Source organism: Gordonia aquimaris (assembly GCF_026262595.1).
In the GTDB taxonomy this organism is placed as follows: domain Bacteria; phylum Actinomycetota; class Actinomycetes; order Mycobacteriales; family Mycobacteriaceae; genus Gordonia; species Gordonia tangerina.
This window is the reverse complement of record NZ_JAPKFM010000012.1, coordinates 128,876-146,862: the sequence shown is the minus strand read 5'-3', so window position 1 is coordinate 146,862 and position 17,987 is coordinate 128,876. Positions and strand designations below refer to the sequence as shown.

The following is a 17,987-nucleotide window of genomic DNA, read 5'->3' as shown; positions in this document are numbered from 1 at the left end:
CCTATCGAAAACAACCAGCAACAGCCGGCATCTTCAACACAATCTCAGCCAGAGAGACAAAAACCTGACCAAACAAAAACTAGCAACACCCACCCCACAGGGCAGATGCCACAAAAACAAAAATCATCCATATCCAAAAACACTTGGACACACGATGCCAAACAAATGGCATCAGACAATCCATCAACACACTATCGAGTTCTCAAAGAACACACACCCACCAGCACCACCCCATGACAGGGCGCTCACCAGCGAGCTTTCGTTCATATTGGATTTGCTGCCCGTCTCCGGCGCAACTCTTCCAGCCTACCAGACGCTATTCGCGGCTCGCAACTCTCGGTCGTGATCCGGTCCGGAGTGTCTGGCAGTCCCAGATGTCGTACCTGGCGCATGAAGCGACCCGGTCGATTTCTCGGGGCGGTCAGCGCAGAACCCGGTTTCCCTTCCCCGTGGCCCCTCTTGGGGCGTCCGGGGCGGCGCCGTGGCGCGCTGACTCGAAGAAAGTTACGCACCTTCGCGGCCATATCCAAATCGCCTGGTCAGGAGCTAGGTTCCGCCGCATCATCGCAGGTCATAGACGTGCGTCCGGCCGCGATGACTGCGCACTACCCGGCCTGAGACGTGCGAATCTCTGTGTGATCTGCGCCATTGATCCCGTCCTTTTGGACAGTCACCGGACCTCGATGGGCAGTTACTGCAGGTCAACACCGTCCATAGCGTGAAGGCATGACAGCGCTCGCTTGTGTCGACCCGCCGCCGACTCGCGTAGCGGTGCGTCGCACCCTGAGTGTCCCCGCCGGCTTCGTCAATTGCGGTCCGTTCGCCTGGCGTCCGGGCATCGACGGAGTCGAGATCATCCACCGGCTGGACGCATCGACGATCAGCGACGCGTCGATGGTGGACGGACTACTTCATCTCGTGAACCTCGGGATCCTCGCCGGTCGGCATGCTTTCGAGCAGGCCGCGCTGGGTGTGATCCGAACTTCTGCGCCCGATGATGACCGCGCGTGGGCGGCGTTCTACGACAATTCCCTCGCCGAACTGGCCGACGGACGCTCGCCTTTTGCCCCGATTCATCTACGGGCCAGGTCTCTGGTCGTCGGCGAGAGCGTTCTGGAGGTCGGTTCGTGTTTCGGTTTCCTCGCACTGCAGTGCGCCGGCGATGGCCGGCGGGTACACGCCTGTGATATCTCCCTCGGTGCCACCGCGCTGCTGAAGTCTGCCGCGCGCCGACGTGGCGACGACGTGTCGGCGGTTGTCGGCGACGCGACCGCACTCCCGTTCGGTGCCGACTCGGTCGACACGGTGACGTTGATCCACCTGCTCGAACACCTCGACGATGGCTCGGCTCGTCGTGCGTTGTCCGAGGCGTTGCGGGTGGCGCGCCGACGCGTCGTTGTCGCTGTGCCCTACGAAGACCACCCCAGTGAGCACTTCGGACATCTGTTGCGCTTGACTGCAAGCCACCTGCGTCATTGGGCCGAGCTCGTAGAGCCTGCGACCGTCGAGTTCTTCGACGATCACGGCGGCTGGATGGTCCTCACCCCGCGATAGAACGTCGCATGATCAGATCAATCCTCGTTTGCTGGCGATGTACACGGCATCGGTGCGCTTGGAGACTCCGAGTTTGCGGATGATGTTGCGAATGTGGAACTTGACCGTCGACTCGGAGATGTAAAGCGTCTGCCCGATGCGTTTGTTCGACAATCCGTCGGCGAGCAGGCGCAGGACCTCGCGCTCACGCTCGGTCAAACCCTCCGACACCCCTCCCTCCCCGGACACCGTACGCAGCACGATCGCGGCGCTGCGCGGGTCGAAGGCGCTGCCACCCCCCGACACCGCCTGGATCGCACGGACAAGTTCGGTGGTGTCGACGTCCTTCACGACGTAGCCGCGGGCTCCGGCCTTGACCGCGCGGACCACGAGGTCGTCGTCGAGGAATGTGGTCAACACCAGCGCGGCCACACCGGGGTGACGCTGCGCGATCTCGCCGATCAGCCGTAGGCCCTCATACTCCGTGCCGGCGGTCAGCTTGAGGTCGACCACGACCACGTCGGGTCGACATCGGGTCACCTCGGCAAGTGCGTTCTCATACGAGTCCGCCTCGCCGACCACCGCGATCGACGACTCTCGGTCGAGCAGCGATCGGATGCCCTCACGCAACAGGGCGTGGTCGTCCACCAGCATCGTGCGAACCGCCGTGGTCTCGGGTGCTGTCATGTTGCCTCCCTCGTCCCCGAACCCGTGGCCCCGGTCACCGGGATCTCGACGCCGATGCGCACACCGCCGAGGCGTGATCGTCGGATGCGCAGGCCACCGCCGAGTTCGGTTGCCCTGGTGGCCATATTGGCCAGACCGCGATGCCGCCCGGCCAGGTCGCCGAGCGTTGCGGCGCGCAACACCTTGCGCATGTGCGCCGGGTCCCCGTCGCCGTCGTCGTCAATGCTCAGCGAGATCACGTGATCGCCGTAGGAGAGGGTCAGTCGGGCCGTGGACGCCTCGGCGTGCACGGCGGTGTTGAACAGTGCCTCCCCGGCGATCCGAAGGATGGCGTGTTGAACGTCGTCGGGCAGGTCTCGTGGTCTCCCCACCACACGCACCTCGGTCTCCAGGTCGGCCGGCATGTGCATCGAACACAGCCCGTCGAGAACCTCCCCCAGGCTCAACTCGCTGACCGTCGGCGACTGGTTGAGCGCATAGATCACCGAGCGAAGCTGCTCGACCGCATCGCGCGTGAGTCGTCCGGCGACCTCGAGCCGCTCCGCCGTACGCGGTTCGGCATCGATCCGGCACACCTCGATCTGCATACCCGCCGACAGCACCGACTGCGTGACCGAGTCGTGCAGCTCTCGAGCGATGCGCTCGCGTTCCTCCACCACGAGGCGTTGTCGCATGGCGGCGGACAATTCACGCTGTGTGCGCTCGAGTTCCAGGTTGCGCGCCGCAAGATCCCGAGCCTGTTCGGAAGCCTGCGCGTACGCGTGTTCGGCCCGGGTCAGCTGATGGCGGCTTTCCTCGAGGAGCGCGGCGTTGAGCAGCGCGACAGCTGCCTGACGCGCCAGAATCCGCATCACGACGAGATCCGAGGAGTCCACCGGTGTGTGGGGCGGCGTCCATGCCGACAACCCGCCGACCACCCGGCCGTCGAGATGTACCGGCACATGCAGGTGATGATCGTCGACCACCGGACGTGTCAGACGATCCATCTGATTGCGCAGGATGTCGTTGAGTCGGTTGAGCACGTCGGCGGGCAGGTGCCTCGGCGCCCGCGCCATCTGAACGCCCTCGAAGGCGAGGATGGTGCCGTCCTGGGTCATCATCAGATGCCGTGGTCCCGTGCGATCGAGCTCGCCATCGCACAGCGCGAACACCACCCACTCCGCGCCCAGATGCTCTTGGGCGGCGCGCACGACCGACAGCACCAGGTTCTCGGGCCCCTCGGCGGTCTGCACAAGTGCCCGCGATATCCGGTCTAGCGCGTCGACGACCCGCGACAACCGCTGTTCCACTCCACGGAATTGCGCATAGTGGGATCCCTTGACCGAATGCAATCCGACCAGGGACTCCAACCGATCGTCGATTCCACCGACGACGTCGTGGTCGGGAGGCGCGTCCATCACCGGATCGACGGGCCCTGGCGCCGGGGCGCGGTGCCCGGCCATCACAATGCCTCCCGATACAGCCGGTGTACGTCATCTGCAGTCGGTTGACGGGGATTGGTGGTCATGCATGCGTCGGCCAGTGCGTGGGCAGAGAGCACGGCGAGATCCTCGCGGCGAACCCCGAGCGGTGTCAACGATCCGGGCAGGCCGACGCGGGCGGAGAGGTCGGCGACACGCGCGGCGAACCGTTCGGCGGTCGTATGGGCCGACGACGCGGCGGCGACACCCACCGCTTCTGCCAATTCGGCGTAGGGCTGCGGGTCGGTCTCGGCATTGAACCTGATGACATGCGGCAACAGCACCGCGTTGATCGCCCCATGCGGCGCATCGCACAGACCGCCCACCGGGTGGCTCATCGCGTGGGTCGCACCGAGGATCGCATTGGTGAACGCCATGCCGGCTTCGAGGGCGGCGTAGGCCATGTCCAGTCCGGCCTGTGCGTCGCCCGGGTCTTCCACCAGCCGCTCCAGACTGCGCCAGGCCGTACCGATGGCCGAGCGGGCCGCGATGTCGGTGAGCCGGTTGTGGGCGATCGACGCATAGGCCTCGATGCAGTGGGTGATGGCGTCCATCCCCGATTGCGCGACGACCTCCGGGGGCAGTGTTGCCAGCACCCTCGGGTCGATGACCGAGACGTCGGGGACCAGCCCGCGACCGATGATGGTGACCTTGGTGCGGCGGTCGACGTCGTTGATGATGCAGAACTGCGAGACATCCGAACCGCTGCCGGCTGTGGTGGGTGCGGCGACCAACGGCGGCAGCGGTCGGCGGGCCCGATCGATGCCCTCGTATTCCAGAATGTGTCCGCCGTTCGCGGCGAGCACGGCAACTCCTTTGGCGGCATCGATGACCGATCCACCGCCGAGTGCGACGATGCCCTCACAGCGGGCCGATTCGTAGTGTTCGAGCGCGGCGGACACCTCGGGAGCGCGCGGATTCGGCGACACCCCGGTGAACGAATACACCTGCAGCCCCGACGAGCGCAGGCGATCGCACAGCTCCGAGTACCACGGGGTCGCCATCAACGGCCGGTCGGAGACCACCATCAGTCGCCGCACGCCCAGGCCATCGGCCGCACGCGGCACCTCGGCCAACGACCCGTGCCCGATGATGATCTCCGGGGTGTGGAATTTGGCGATCCGCACACCGGTGCGGATCATCGTCGCGCCCGCCTCGGTTGCCACGTCACCTCACCCGTCCCAGCGCCGGTTGCCTGTTCGCGATCCTACGCGGGCGATCACCGGTGTACTGGCCCGATCGCGTCGACCGACACCTGCTCCAACTCGGACAGGTCGTGGACAACATGGACCCGGTCGCACATCGTCGCGTAGGCGGGAAGGTCGCACGATCCCAGGCCCCAGGAATAGCTCGGCTCGGGCGTGATCCAGATCGTCTCCCGGGCCCGCCGCGTGATCTCCTCGAATGCGGGCAGGTTGGGGTCCCGGCCGTTGGTTCGGCCGTCCCCGAGGACGATGACGGTGGTGCGACGGTTGACCGCGCCACCGAACTCCTCGAGAAAGGTCTCCAGCGCGTGTCCGTAGTCGGAGTCGGCGTCGGTGTCGAGCACTCCGCCGGCGGGTAGCCCCGAGACAACGAGCGACAACGCCTCCTCGGCTGGGTGCTCGGCGAACAGGTCGGTGATCTCGACGAGGTCGGCGACGAAGGCAAAGGACCGCACGTGGGCGACCATGCTCTGCAGCCCGTGCACGAGCTGCAAGGTGAACCGGGCCGCCGCACGCACCGACAATGACACGTCGGCCAGGACCAGCAGGCTGGGACGATCGGTGACCTTGGCGACCGTGACGGGACGAAACGGCACCCCGTCGTAGCGCAGGTTCGCGCGCATGGTGCGAGCGCCGTCGACGGTGCCCCGCGCAGCGAGTTTGCGGCGGGCGCGCGGAGCTCCGTGCAGACTGCGGATCAGGCGGCGGATCGATTCCTCGAGGCTCGCCCGGTCCTGCTCGTGGATCACCTCACGCACCGAGGCCTTGATCTCGCGGCTCTCCAGTTCGTGGTCGGTGGCCATCAATTGCTCGAGGTGATCTCGCAACTTCTCCGGCAGCCCGTCGAGTAGGCCGGCCAGCGCGCGCCGTAGCGCCGCCAACTCCTCGGCGTCTGGCTGTCCACCCGCGGACTCGTCGGTGTCGAGCCATTCGAGCAGCGCCATCTCCTGCGCGACGGAGAGCTCGGTGTCGAGCTCGGTCGGCGTACCGGCGACGAGATCACCCGGACGGCCCGGGTTGTGCAGTCGGGACACCGTGAGCTGCACCCGCGCGGCGGCCTCCGAGTTCGGGACCTCGTCGGCCGAGAGCACGATCTCGTCCGTGAGCGATGCCATATCGAGTTTGTTGGCCTCCTGATGCAAGTTGTACTGCTCGGCGAGATCCTCCGGGTCGAAGTACTGCCGGATGTTGGACGGCGGTCCGTGACTGTGTCCCTGCTGCGGAGTCTCGCTGACGTCCTCGGACAGCGTGTACTCCTCGAGTTCGCCGGTGTCGCTGAGATCGTCGTGGCTGTGCGAGTGCCCATGCCCGTCGTCGCGGTCGACCACCGGCCGCAGACCGAAAAACCGGTCGAAGACCTCGTTGAAGGTGTCCTCGTCGCGGCGGTCCTTGATCAGGCATACCTCCAGTGCCGATCGCAGCAGCTCACGATCGGCGAGGACTTCCGCCGTCGCGGTGGCTCGCATGGCATCCATCGCCTCGGATACACCGATCCGTATCCCGTGTAGTCGTAGCAACCGGACGAACCGGTGCAGCGCCCCTTCCATCCTGCTCGCCTCAGAACGGCCGCTTGCCGGTGCCGCCTCGTCGCTGGAACGACCGGCTCCCCTGACCCGGACTCACACCGCCCTTGGTACCGGCCTCGCTGCGGGCGCCCGGCGATCCGTAGTAGTCCTGTCCGTGACGCCCCGGAAGATCTTTGGCGGCCCGCCGCGCCGGCCCCGAGTTCGTCTCGTGCCCGGGCGAATGGTCATGATCGTGGGAATGCCCGTGGTCATGGGAGTGCCCGTGGTCGTGCGAGTGGCCGTGGTCGTGCGAGTGCCCGTGCAAATGTTCGGGCACTTCGGCATTCGGATCGACCAACCTGGGCATGGCATCGATCGCACGAGTCAGGTCCCGGTCGTATTTGACCACGACATTGGCGGTGTCGGAGAGGATCTCGGCGGTGAGGTCGTCGGCACCGAGAACAGCGAGGGTCCGCGCCCAGTCGATGGCCTCGGAGATGCTCGGCGCCTTGCGCAGATCCAGCTCGCGCAACCCGCGCACGATCTGCACGAGCTGTGCGGCCAATGCCTCCGACAACCCGGTGTCCTTGGACTTGATGATCTCCAGTTCACGGTCGGCATCGGGGTAGTCCAGCGACAGGTGCAGGCAGCGTCGTTTGAGCGCGGCCGACAGATCCCGGGTGTTGTTGGAGGTCAACACGATCATCGGCTGGTGGGTAGCGACGAAGGTACCGATCTCCGGCACAGAGACCTGATACTCGGCGAGCAGTTCCAGCAAGACCGCCTCGAGCGCTTCGTCGGCACGATCGACCTCGTCGACGAGCAGTACCACCGGCCTTTCGGAGCGCACGGCTTCCAGCAGCGGCCGCGGTGCGAGGAAGCGTTCGGAGAAGAACACGCTCTCCTCGGCACCAATCCGGTCGACCGCTTCGGTGAGTGTCGCGGCATCCTCGACGACCTGGCTGATCTTCTCGCGCAGCACCTGTGTGTAGAGCAGCTGCTTGCCGTAATCCCATTCGTAAAGCGCGGTCGTCTCGTCCTGGCCCTCGTAGCACTGCAGGCGCAACAGGTGGCGTCCGGTGACCTCTGCCAGTGTCTTGGCGAGTTCGGTCTTGCCGACTCCCGCAGGCCCCTCGAGCAGGATCGGCTTGTCCAGCCGGCTCTGCAAGAAGACCGTCGTCGCGAGGCGCTGATCGGCGAGATAGCCTGCTGCGGCGAATTTCTCGATCACGTCGGCGACGTCGGTGAAGGGGGGCGACCCTTCGTGACGCCCGCTCGTTCCTCGCGGGCTCCTCAGGGGACGGGCGGATCCCCCGTCATCCGTGCCACCCCCGCGGGGTGATTCCCCGTCACCCGTGCCACCCCCAGATCGGGGTGGCCGTTCCCCACCGGTGCCACGCGAGCCACTCATGGACCGGGCGGGATCGGGGCTCGTCGGTCCGAACTCGTCGGGCTCGTCGGCGAACTGCACGGACATCGGTGTCTCCGGTTCTGTGGGCGGGTCAAGGTGATCGAAATTGGGGTGGTGAATGCAGACGGGTGGCGAAACCTGGTCGGGGGCAGTGGATTCGCCACCCGTCTGCGTCGTAGGGGTGGCGCCCCTACGAGATCAGGTCATCGAGGTCGCCGTTGAAGGCGTGATCGACGACAGGTCGCACGGTTTCGAACGTGCACTCTTTCGGGTTACCCGGAGTGCAGGCGTCGCCGAGCACGTGGTTGGTGATCGCGTCGATGGACTGCGGCGCACCCGAGATCTCCTTGCGGTTCTCGTAGAACTTGGTCGGGCCCTGACCGAGCCGGTTCTTGATGTGCGAGTCCTGCGTCACGTCGGTGAACTTCTCCGGGATACCCACATCGCGCAGCAACCGGATCGCCGCATTGAGCGCCTGATCAGCAGCCTGAACCTTGGTCATACCGTGCGTGTCGACGCCCATCGCCTCGGCGAGATCGGCAAAGCGCTCGTAGAGCACCGGCATGTTGAATGCCCACACACGCGGCAGCGCGATCGCATTATTGAGTCCGTGGTGGGTGTCGTAGAAAGCCGACACCGCGTGGCTGATCGAGTGGATGATGCCCAGGCCGCCCGAATTGAAGGCCTGCGCCGCGATGTACTGCGCGTACATCATGCCCTCGCGGCCGGCGAGTTCGGTGGGGTTCCACGTGGCCTCACGCAGGTGTCGTGCGGTCAATCGCACCGCATGCAGTGCATTGCCCATCGACGGCGGGAAGTTCAACCGCGAGACATACGGTTCGGAGGCGTGCGCGAGCACGTCGAACCCGCACTGTGCGGTGAACGCGACCGGGCAGTCGTAGTAAAGCACCGGATCGTCGATCGCGAGGGTGGTCACCGACGCGTCGTCGAACGCCACATACTTGTGCGGCTTGTCCGGGTCGGTGGTGGTGTCGGTGATGACGTAGGCCCAGGAGGTCTCCGATCCCGTGCCCGCCGTGGTGGACACCGCGATATGCGGCGGGTTTTTCGGGTTCTCGCTCTTGTTGAAGCCTTCGAACTCGTTGATGTTTCGTCCGTCGTGCGCCACCGAGATGCGCGCTCCCTTACACGCGTCATGGGCCGATCCACCACCGATCGAGATGAAGGAGTCACACTGCTCGGAGTTGTAGAGCGACACCGCATCCATCACGTTGTAGTCCTTGGGGTTCGACTCCACCTGATCGAACAGCACCACTTCCAGTCCGTGGTACTTGCATGATTCGACGATCTTGTGGACGGTGTCGCTTCCCCGCAGGCCGGTGGTCATCACCAGGGTGCGCTTGAAACCCAGCTTCAGCGCCTCGGGTCCGATCATCTCGTGGGCGCCGGGGCCCATCATCGCCCGCGGGAAGGGATGGAACTCTTTGATGGGGAATGGTTTGAGTAGCTCGTCGACCTGCATGGTGACTGTCCTCCTGCGCGCGCTGCGCGATATCGGCATCGGTGGTGAACACCGGCGACGTTACGCGCGTCACACTGGCGGACAACAGATCTCGGAGTGCAAACCCGCCCTTGGCGCCGGAGTGCTATCCGGTTGGCACCCGGCGCCCTGTCCGTTCGGACAGGGCGCGCATGGTGTCCACGTCGAATCCCCACGGCAACTCGAGACGGTGCCGCGCCAACGTCTCCGCGTCGGCCAGTACATCGAGGATGGCGCCATCGGCGACGACACGCCCATCGTCGACGATCACCGCCCGGTCACAGAGCTGCGCGGCGTAGGGCAGGTCGTGAGTCACCACGATCATCGTCGTGTCCAGTCCGATCAGCGTCTCGGCGAGTTCGCGACGCGCGACTGGATCGAGGTTTGCCGACGGCTCATCGAGGACCAGTACATCGGGCCGGCATGCCAGCACCGATGCCAGCGCCCCGCGACGACGCTGTCCCCCGGAGAGGTGATGGGGACTGCGCCCCGCCTGCTCGCTCATCCCGACCGCGGCCAGCGCCTCCTCGACACGTTCGGCCAGAGCCTGCCCGTCGACGCCGAAATTGGCGGGTCCGAAGGCCACGTCCTCGGCGAGGGTCGGCATGAAGAGCTGATCGTCGGGATCCTGGAACACCACGCCCACCTGTCGCCGGACCGCGCGTAACGATTTCTTGTCGACGGCGGTCCCGTAGATGGACACGGTGCCCTCGGTCGGCGTCAACACCCCGTTGAGATGCAGCATCAAGGTCGTCTTCCCAGCGCCGTTCGGCCCGAGCAGAGCCACCCGCTCGCCCGCGCGGACTCGCAGGTCGACGCCGTCGAGAGCCCGATGCCCATCGGGGTAGGTGTATCGGACTCCGCTGACCTCGACCGCTACCCCGGTCGACGGGTGTGGTTCCGGCCCTGCAGTGGCCCTCCGACCTATCATTTTGCTCCCCATGAGATCACAGCGATGATCACAGCGATGGTCGCGGGCGTGGTCACCGCGAGCCACTGACGCGCGCTCGCACGCGCCGACCCTGCAACCCCTGGCATCTCCGGAATGGCGCCGGTGAAACCACGCGACATCATCGCGAGATGCACACGTTCGCCACGTTCATAGGACCGCAGGAACAGCGCACCGATGCCCTGTGCGATCGCGCCGGCCCGATGCAGGGTTCGCGGTGAGTCACCGCGCGCCAACCGAGCGATGTGCATCCTGCGGATCTCCGCCGACAACAGATCCGCGTACCGCAACATCATGACGATCACCGGCGTCACGGTGGCAGGCATGCCGAGGCGCGTCAGCGCCACCGGCAGCGCACTGGCCGGGGTGGTCGCCGCGAACGTCAGCGAAGCCGCCACCCCGAGCGTGCCCTTGATGACAATCCCCCACGCCGCGTAGAGCCCGGCCACCGACAGCGACATACCCGCGACGTGCACGCGCTCACCGCCCTCGGAGAACGGCAGCAGCACCGCGAGCACCACGAACGGCGCCTCGATGAGCATGCGCGGCAGCATCCATCTCAGCGGGATCGTTGCGAACCGCCAGATCGTCAGCAGCATCGCCGCGTAGAGCGCGTAAGGCCAGAACACTTCGCGGGGCGTGGCCACCACGGCAAACACGAACACCACCAGCGCCGCCAACTTGGCCTCGGCAGGTGCCCGATGTACCACCGATGTCGCGGATCGGTAGAGCGGGTGTGCGTGGCCTGCGCCCATGGTGTGCGAACTCCGGTTCAGCGTCGGCCGGCGCCACGAGTCGCGGCGCGACCGTCGGTCCGGCGTCGAGCGATCAGCCAGAACACGGCAACCGCAATGGCGAGGGTCACGAGCACGCCGATGACGCCTGCGATGCCGTTGGAGTACCCGATTCCACCGACCGAGTAGTCGGCGAGTGGTGATGATGCCAGCGCGTGCTCGGTGGCGTGCTGCGCGATACAGTCGCCGGCCAGATTCTCGGTTCCGTCGACGACGATCGTCTCGCATCCGCGCAATGTCGTCGAATCGAGTCCGTCCGGCGAGGCACTGGCCGCGTACGACACGACACCGGCGATGACGAGCGCTGCCAAGCCGAATCCCACCAGAAATGCCCTGCGACCCAAGCGGTGCGCGCGGTTGGACGTGGTCATGCGTGCGCTCCCATCCTGGTGGTGTCCGCGGCCACCGACTGCGGTCGGGCCCGCAGGAGGTACACCAGGTCGGGGCGGGTGCGGGCGACTGCCATCACGGTGACGGCGGTGATCAGCCCCTCCCCCACACCGATGAGGGCGTGCGTACCCCACATGTAGCCGGCCACAGCGGTCAGCGACTGCGTCGCAGCGCCCCCGATCTCGTATTCGACGATGAAACCGGTTGCGGCCGCGAGCGTTCCACACAGGGCGGCGACAAAGGCCACCACCCCCAGACGACCGACCGTCCAGGTTCGGCGCGCGATCAGCCGCATCATCCCGACTGCCACCGCATAGCCGACGACGGTGGAGATCAGCGCCATGTTCGTGATGTTGGCGCCCAGCGCCGTGACCCCACCATCGGCAAAGAGCAACGCCTGCACGATCAGCACGATGGCGATACACAAGGCTCCGGTGAACGGCCCCACCAGGATCGCGGCCAACGCCCCACCAAGCAGATGACCGCTCACCCCCGGCAGGATCGGGAAGTTGATCATCTGGACCGCGAAGATGAACGCGGCGACCAGACCCGCCATCGGCACCGTCTTCTCGTCTAGGTCGGCGCGGGCACGCCAGGTGCACAGCGCGAGGCCGGCCACCGCGATCACCGCGAACACCGCAGACGTCGGCGCGTCGATGATGCCATCACTCATGTGCATCGCCACCGTGGTGGACGAAGAGGTCGTCGAGAACATGGTCGAACCGTAAGCACACCACCGTCATCTGTCCACTTATTCAGATGTTTAAGTGGACAGACTGGCCGATCGGCCAGGTGGGGTCCTGCACTACGAGTGACCGGCGCCCATCCAATGCAGCAACTGATGGACGGTTTCGTCGTCGAGCCGATAGCTCACCGAACGGCCCTGCCGGGTGGAGCTGACCCACCCCTGGTGTCGAAGCACCCGCAGAGCCTGCGAGACAGCCGTTTCCGTCCGACCCACCGCCGCGGCGAGGTCACCCACGATGATGCCCGGCCGCTGATGCAGCACGATGAGGATCTCCAGTCGGTGTGGATCGGACAGCAGGTCGAACCTCGTCGACCACGCGGCGATGTCCACATCGGTGGCAGGCGGGGACGGGGCGTTCGCGGCGCCCGGTCGGTGACCGTGGTCGGCGGTCACCTCACTCGCCCACTCGCTCGATCTCTCCGCCGAGGTTGCGCAGGTTCTCCACAAAGTGCGGATATCCGCGGTCGATGTGCTCGACATCGTGCACCTCGGTCACCCCGTCGGCGACCAGCCCGGCCAGTACGAGACCCGCGCCGGCCCGGATGTCCGAACACCACACCGGGGCACTGGACAATCGCTCGATGCCGCGGAGCACCGCGTGATGTCCGTCGGTACGTGCATCGGCACCGAGTCGCACCATCTCCTCGACGAAGCGGAACCGCGCCTCGAACACATTCTCGGTGATCACCGACATCCCGTCGGCGATCGCGGCCATACCTATCGCCATCGGCTGCAGGTCCGTCGGGAACCCGGGAAACGGCAGTGTCGAGACGTTCACCGCGGTCGGGCGACGATCCTGACGCACCCGGAATCCGTCGTCGAACGTGTCCACCGTGGCCCCGGCGTCGCGCAGCTTGGTGAGGACCAACTGCAGGTGGTCGGGCGAGACACCGCGCACGGTGACGTCACCGCGTGTCATCGCCGCGGCGATTCCCCATGTCGCACCGACGATGCGATCGCCGACGACCCGGTGGGTGGTCGGATGGAGTCGCTCCACGCCGGTGACGGTCAGCGTCGACGTGCCCGCGCCGTCGATCTGGGCGCCCATCTGCTGCAGCATCACACACAAGTCGACGATCTCCGGCTCGCGCGCAGCGTTGTCGATGACGGTCACACCTTCGGCGAGCACCGCCGCCATCAGGATGTTCTCCGTTGCACCCACCGATGGGAACTCCAGGGCTACCGGCGCACCGACCAGAGTGTCCGCCTCGGCCACCACACAGCCGTGTTCGATGGAGCTGTGCGCCCCGAGTGCGCGCAGCCCGGCCTGGTGCATGTCGAGTGGCCGGGACCCGATGGCGTCGCCGCCGGGCAGGGCGACGACCGCGCGATGGCATCGGGCCATCAGTGGACCGAGCACACAGACCGAGGCGCGGAACTGCTTGACCGCATCGAAATCGGCGTGGAACTTCGGTTCGGCCGGCGCATCGATCATCACGGTGTCGCCGTCGATCGACACCACGGCTCCGAGTCCTCGCAACACATCGGCCATCAACGGCACGTCTGCGATCTCGGGGGAATTCGTAAGTGTGGTGGTGCCCTCGGCCAGCAACGAGGCGGCCATCAGTTTCAACACACTGTTCTTGGCCCCACCGACGGAGACCTCACCTGACAGGCGGGCGCCACCGGACACCATAAAGCGATCACTCACGGTGCCACCTTAGCCTTCGTCGGCGCTCGTTCCGCTCGGACCGCCGCCCCGCCGGCCCGCCCCGGGTCGCGCACGATCCCCACCCGGCACCCACTTGACGTCCCCGCCACCGACGGGCGGTCGATTCGCGACGCGAGCCAGGATGAACAGCAGGTCGGACAGCCGATTCAGGTAGCGGGCGGGCAGCACGCTGGTGGTATCCGGTTCGGCATCGACGGCCGCCCACGCGGAGCGTTCGGCCCGGCGGGCGACGGTACGCGCGTGGTGCAGCAGGGCGCTCAGTCGCGTGCCCCCGGGAAGAATGAAGGAATCCAGCGCGGGCAGTCCCTCACCGAATTCATCACACCAGGTCTCCAGTGCGCCGATGTAGCTCTGTTCAATCCGAAGCGGCGGGTACTGCGGATTGTCGATCACCGGCGTCGACAGGTCGGCTCCCGCATCGAAGAGGTCGTTCTGCACCGTCGCCAGCACGGTGGCGATCTCGGCGGGCACCTGGTCGGCCAATGCCAGCGCCATGCCGATGACCGCATTGGCCTCATCGCAATCGGCGTACGCCGCGACCCGCAGGTCGGTCTTGGAAACCCGCGAGAAATCGCTGAGGCCCGTAGTGCCGTCGTCGCCGGTACGTGTGTAGATGCGGGTGAGATGAACAGCCATGGTCTGAATCTAGTGCCCCGCGTCGCGTGGGTCGCTCACGCGGTACGGCGTCGCTGGGAGCGTTCATTCTGGCGCGATTCCAGCCAGGACTGGAATGCAGTAACCGCCCCGGGCGCCATCGCCAGTTCGTAGGCTCCACCGTGGGCGTCCGCGCCGGCGGCCAACTCCACGATCACCATGCCCTCCAAGATGTCGGACTCACTACCGAATGGCCGGCGCCGTCCGGTGATCTCGATCGATTGCCGCACCAGCGTGCGGGTGGGGCCGGGCCGCAGCGCGGTGAGCCGGAAATACCGCAAGGCGTCGTCACTGTAATGAACGGTGCCGTGACGCCACCCCTCGTCGTCGGCGGCCGGGATCGGGCGCAACAGTACGGGCGTGCCCATTCGACGCAGCTGACTCAATCGGTACGCCAACAGGCCACACACGATCAAGGCGGCGACCAGTAGGACACCGAGCAAGATCGCTACCAACGACACCAGGCGAACCTCCGAAAACGACCGACGTGGGGCTGAGGCCAGAGCGCGGGCTGTCACGCACCGGCAACGAGTCGAGCGACTCGAGCGGTCTTTTCCTCCTCCAGCATGCCAGACGGATCCGGAAAGACGACAACGGCCGGTCACCGCCAACTGGCGGTGACCGGCCGTTGAGCCGAGCTGTCTACTTGGCGGTGTGTTCGGCCGCGACCAACCGGGAATGCGCGCGGTTGTACTCGTCGGAGCCGGGGTCGGCAGCTTCCATGGCCGCGCGCTCGGCAGCGGCATCGATGCCGTCGGCCCACTGCGCCGACTCGGCGAGGATGGTCACCGCCTCGCCCGTGACCGACAGGAATCCACCCTGGACGGCGAGCGTGCGACGGTTGCCGCCCTCCTCGACGACCACCACGAAACCGCCGGCCACCAACTGGCCCAACAGCGGCTCGTGGTTCGCCATCACACCGAGCTCACCAGAAGTGGTCTGCGCGATCACGAAGGTCGCCTCACCCGAGTAGAGCCTGTCGTCAGCGGCGACGACCTCGACGTGAAAGGACTTCTCTGCCATGGTGGTTCGCTACTTTCCGCTGATCTTGGCGGCGGCTGCCTCCACGTCGTCGAGGCCACCGCAGCTGTTGAACGCCTGCTCGGGCAGGTGGTCGAACTCACCCTTGCAGACCCGATCGAATGCCTCGATGGTGTCGGCGAGCGGAACGACCGAGCCCTTCTGGCCGGTGAACTTCTCGGCGACGAGGAAGTTCTGGCCGAGGAACTTCTGGATACGGCGAGCACGCTGCACCGTGACCTTGTCCTCTTCGGAGAGCTCGTCCATACCGAGGATGGCGATGATGTCCTGCAGTTCCTTGTACTTCTGCAGGATTCGCTTGACCTCGTTGGCGACGCGGAAGTGCTCGTCACCGACGATCGAGGCCTCCAGGATGCGGGAGGTCGAGGTCAGCGGGTCCACGGCCGGGTAGATACCCAGCTGCGAGATCGGACGCGAGAGCTCGGTGGTTGCATCGAGGTGGGCGAAGGTGGTCGCCGGCGCCGGGTCGGTGTAGTCGTCGGCAGGAACGTAGATGGCCTGCAGCGAGGTGATCGAACGACCCTTGGTCGAGGTGATCCGCTCCTGCAATTCACCCATCTCGTCGGCCAGAGTCGGCTGGTAGCCCACCGCAGACGGCATACGGCCGAGCAGGGTGGAGACCTCCGAACCGGCCTGGGTGAACCGGAAGATGTTGTCGATGAACAGCAGCACGTCCTGGTGCTTCACATCGCGGAAGTATTCCGCCATGGTCAGCGCCGACAGCGCCACGCGCATACGAGTGCCCGGCGGCTCATCCATCTGCCCGAACACCAGTGCGGTGTCCTGCAGAACGCCCATCTCCTCCATCTCGAGGTGGAGGTCGGTGCCTTCACGGGTGCGCTCGCCGACACCGGCGAACACCGAGGTGCCGGAGAACTCACGTGCGATACGGGTGATCATCTCCTGGATGAGCACCGTCTTACCCACGCCCGCGCCGCCGAACAGGCCGATCTTGCCACCCTTGACGTACGGGGTCAGCAGGTCGATGACCTTGATGCCGGTCTCGAGGATCTCGGTCTTGCCCTCGAGCTCGTCGAATGCCGGGGGCTTGCGGTGGATGCTCCACTGCTCGCCGTCGCGGCCGAGGCCGGGGGTGTCGAGGCAATCGCCGAGCGCGTTGAAGACGTGACCCTTCACGACATCGCCGACCGGCACGACGATCGACTTGCCGGTGTCGCTGACCGCGGCCCCACGAACCAGACCGTCGGTCGGCTGCATGGAGATGGTGCGGACCAGGTTGTCACCGAGGTGCTGGGCAACCTCGAGGGTCAGCGTCTTGGCCACCGCTTCGAGCTTGATCTCGGCGTGCAGGGCGTTGAACAGATCTGGGATCGAGCCGCGCGGGAACTCGACGTCGACGACGGGGCCGATGATGCGGACGACCCGGCCGTCGGCCGATCCCGTCTCGGCCCCCGTGGGGGAGGTTACTGCTGCAGTCATTGTCGTTGGGTCACTTCCTCTTTGGGTCGATAGGTCAGTTGGCCAGAGCGCTGGAGCCGCCGACGATCTCGCTGATCTCCTGGGTGATCTGCGCCTGGCGGAGCTGGTTGGCCTCACGGGACAGCGACGTGGCCAGTTCCTCGGCGTTGTCGGTGGCCGCCTTCATGGCGGTGCGTCGCGCCGCCGACTCGGACGCCGCTGAATCCAGCAGCGCCGCATACACTCGCGTCGCCACATACTTGGGCAACAACGCGTCGAGCAGCGCCTCCGGAGCCGGCTCGAACGAGTAGTTACGCGACGGCTTGTGGATCTCGGCGTCCTGATCCACCTCCGCCTCCGACACCACCAGCGGCGCCACCCGGCGCACCTCGGGTGCCTGCGTCAACATCGAGACGAACCGGGTGTACACCAGGTGCAGCTCGTCGACCCCCTCGAGGGAGCCCTCGCCGTCGGGCCGCTCCACCTGCTCGCCGGAGCCGGCCAGGAACAGGTCCACCAGGAAGCCGGTGGCGGTGGCCGCGTCGTTGTAGTCGGGCGACTGGGAGAATCCGGTCCACGAGTCGGCGATGTCGGTGCCGCGGAAGCTGAAGAAGCCGACGCCCTTCTGCCCCATCACGAACAGCACCGGCTCCTTGCCCTCGTCGCGGACCAGCGCCATCAGTTCACGGGCCGCACGCAGCACGTTCGCGTTGTATCCGCCGCACATGCCCCGGTCGCTCGTGACGACCAGGATGCCGGCGCGTTTGGGCTGCTCGCGCTCGACGAGCAATGGGTGGTCGAGCGACCCCGCATTGCTCGCGAGTTCCGAGAGCACCTCGGTCATCTCGTGTGCATACGGCTTGGCCGCCGCCACGCGCGCCTGCGCCTTGGTGATGCGCGAGGTCGCGATCAGCTCCTGGGCCTTGGTGATCTTCTTCGTCGAGTTCACCGACCGGATGCGCGAGCGCAGCTCACGAATGCTGGCCATGAGCTCTCACCCCTTCCTGCGGACGAATGT

Annotated in this window: 19 protein-coding genes; 2 read left to right on the top strand and 17 right to left on the bottom strand. The window is 66.1% G+C overall.

The features are described 5' to 3' along the window. Together OSB52_RS13235 and mftM are read left to right on the top strand one after the other, a co-directional pair. The coding region (locus tag OSB52_RS13235; protein ID WP_266062119.1) for a hypothetical protein at positions 1-237 on the top strand (237 nt) is incomplete at its 5' end. A 489-nt stretch (positions 238-726) separates the two neighbouring features. Next, positions 727-1,554 carry a mycofactocin oligosaccharide methyltransferase MftM gene (gene mftM, locus OSB52_RS13230; RefSeq protein ID WP_266062116.1) on the top strand — a complete coding sequence of 276 codons (828 nt, stop codon included), beginning with the start codon at positions 727-729 and terminating at the stop codon, positions 1,552-1,554. 12 nt (positions 1,555-1,566) lie between these two features. Here mftM and OSB52_RS13225 read toward each other — a convergent pair whose 3' ends face one another. The 17 genes from OSB52_RS13225 to OSB52_RS13145 form a co-directional block, all read right to left on the bottom strand. Further along, entirely contained in the window at positions 1,567-2,220 is a 654-nt protein-coding gene (locus OSB52_RS13225) for a MadR family response regulator transcription factor (protein WP_235723764.1), read from the bottom strand. Then, on the bottom strand, positions 2,217-3,617 hold the full coding sequence (locus OSB52_RS13220) for a MadS family sensor histidine kinase (protein ID WP_266062138.1): 1,401 nt from the start codon (positions 3,615-3,617) through the stop codon (positions 2,217-2,219). Before OSB52_RS13220 ends, OSB52_RS13225 begins: the two co-directional genes overlap by 4 nt. Positions 3,618-3,661: 44 nt before the next feature. Continuing rightward, positions 3,662-4,822: an iron-containing alcohol dehydrogenase gene (locus tag OSB52_RS13215; RefSeq protein WP_235723888.1), complete on the bottom strand. Its 1,161-nt coding sequence runs from the start codon at positions 4,820-4,822 to the stop codon at positions 3,662-3,664. A gap of 77 nt (positions 4,823-4,899) precedes the next feature. Then, complete coding sequence (locus OSB52_RS13210; RefSeq protein WP_235723765.1) at positions 4,900-6,432, bottom strand: VWA domain-containing protein; 1,533 nt, start codon at positions 6,430-6,432, stop codon at positions 4,900-4,902. A gap of 10 nt (positions 6,433-6,442) precedes the next feature. Further along, a complete protein-coding gene (locus tag OSB52_RS13205) occupies positions 6,443-7,687 on the bottom strand; it encodes an AAA family ATPase (protein ID WP_268900244.1) in 1,245 nt (414 codons plus the stop codon). Positions 7,688-7,991: 304 nt separating this feature from the next. Continuing rightward, a complete protein-coding gene (gene mdo / locus OSB52_RS13200; protein WP_266062114.1) occupies positions 7,992-9,284 on the bottom strand; it encodes an NDMA-dependent methanol dehydrogenase in 1,293 nt (430 codons plus the stop codon). 124 nt (positions 9,285-9,408) lie between these two features. Continuing rightward, positions 9,409-10,233, bottom strand: a complete 825-nt coding sequence (locus OSB52_RS13195; RefSeq protein ID WP_266062111.1) for an energy-coupling factor ABC transporter ATP-binding protein — start codon at positions 10,231-10,233, stop codon at positions 9,409-9,411. Further along, positions 10,230-11,006: a cobalt ECF transporter T component CbiQ gene (cbiQ, locus tag OSB52_RS13190; RefSeq protein ID WP_266062109.1), complete on the bottom strand. Its 777-nt coding sequence runs from the start codon at positions 11,004-11,006 to the stop codon at positions 10,230-10,232. The genes OSB52_RS13195 and cbiQ overlap by 4 nt, the downstream gene beginning before the upstream one ends. Positions 11,007-11,023: 17 nt before the next feature. Continuing rightward, positions 11,024-11,416: a PDGLE domain-containing protein gene (locus OSB52_RS13185; RefSeq protein ID WP_266062108.1), complete on the bottom strand. Its 393-nt coding sequence runs from the start codon at positions 11,414-11,416 to the stop codon at positions 11,024-11,026. After that, the gene (locus OSB52_RS13180) at positions 11,413-12,150 is read right to left on the bottom strand and encodes an energy-coupling factor ABC transporter permease (protein ID WP_266062106.1); all 738 of its coding nucleotides are present in this window, start codon (positions 12,148-12,150) and stop codon (positions 11,413-11,415) included. Before OSB52_RS13180 ends, OSB52_RS13185 begins: the two co-directional genes overlap by 4 nt. 90 nt (positions 12,151-12,240) lie before the next feature. Next, the gene (locus OSB52_RS13175) at positions 12,241-12,576 is read right to left on the bottom strand and encodes an ArsR/SmtB family transcription factor (protein ID WP_372512416.1); all 336 of its coding nucleotides are present in this window, start codon (positions 12,574-12,576) and stop codon (positions 12,241-12,243) included. Position 12,577: 1 nt separating this feature from the next. Beyond that, positions 12,578-13,834, bottom strand: coding sequence for a UDP-N-acetylglucosamine 1-carboxyvinyltransferase (murA, locus tag OSB52_RS13170; RefSeq protein ID WP_266062104.1), 1,257 nt, complete (start codon positions 13,832-13,834; stop codon positions 12,578-12,580). Positions 13,835-13,843: 9 nt separating this feature from the next. After that, positions 13,844-14,491, bottom strand: a complete 648-nt coding sequence (locus OSB52_RS13165) for a cob(I)yrinic acid a,c-diamide adenosyltransferase (RefSeq protein ID WP_266062103.1) — start codon at positions 14,489-14,491, stop codon at positions 13,844-13,846. Positions 14,492-14,526: 35 nt separating this feature from the next. Then, positions 14,527-14,970 (bottom strand): DUF2550 domain-containing protein, encoded by a 444-nt coding sequence (locus OSB52_RS13160; RefSeq protein ID WP_235723775.1) that lies wholly within the window; start codon positions 14,968-14,970, stop codon positions 14,527-14,529. Between the two features lie 181 nt (positions 14,971-15,151). After that, positions 15,152-15,532: a F0F1 ATP synthase subunit epsilon gene (locus tag OSB52_RS13155; RefSeq protein ID WP_235723776.1), complete on the bottom strand. Its 381-nt coding sequence runs from the start codon at positions 15,530-15,532 to the stop codon at positions 15,152-15,154. Between the two features lie 9 nt (positions 15,533-15,541). Then, positions 15,542-16,990 (bottom strand): F0F1 ATP synthase subunit beta, encoded by a 1,449-nt coding sequence (gene atpD, locus OSB52_RS13150; protein WP_235723777.1) that lies wholly within the window; start codon positions 16,988-16,990, stop codon positions 15,542-15,544. Positions 16,991-17,024: 34 nt separating this feature from the next. Continuing rightward, entirely contained in the window at positions 17,025-17,957 is a 933-nt protein-coding gene (locus OSB52_RS13145; protein ID WP_235723778.1) for a F0F1 ATP synthase subunit gamma, read from the bottom strand. Between the last annotated feature and the right edge of the window lie 30 nt (positions 17,958-17,987).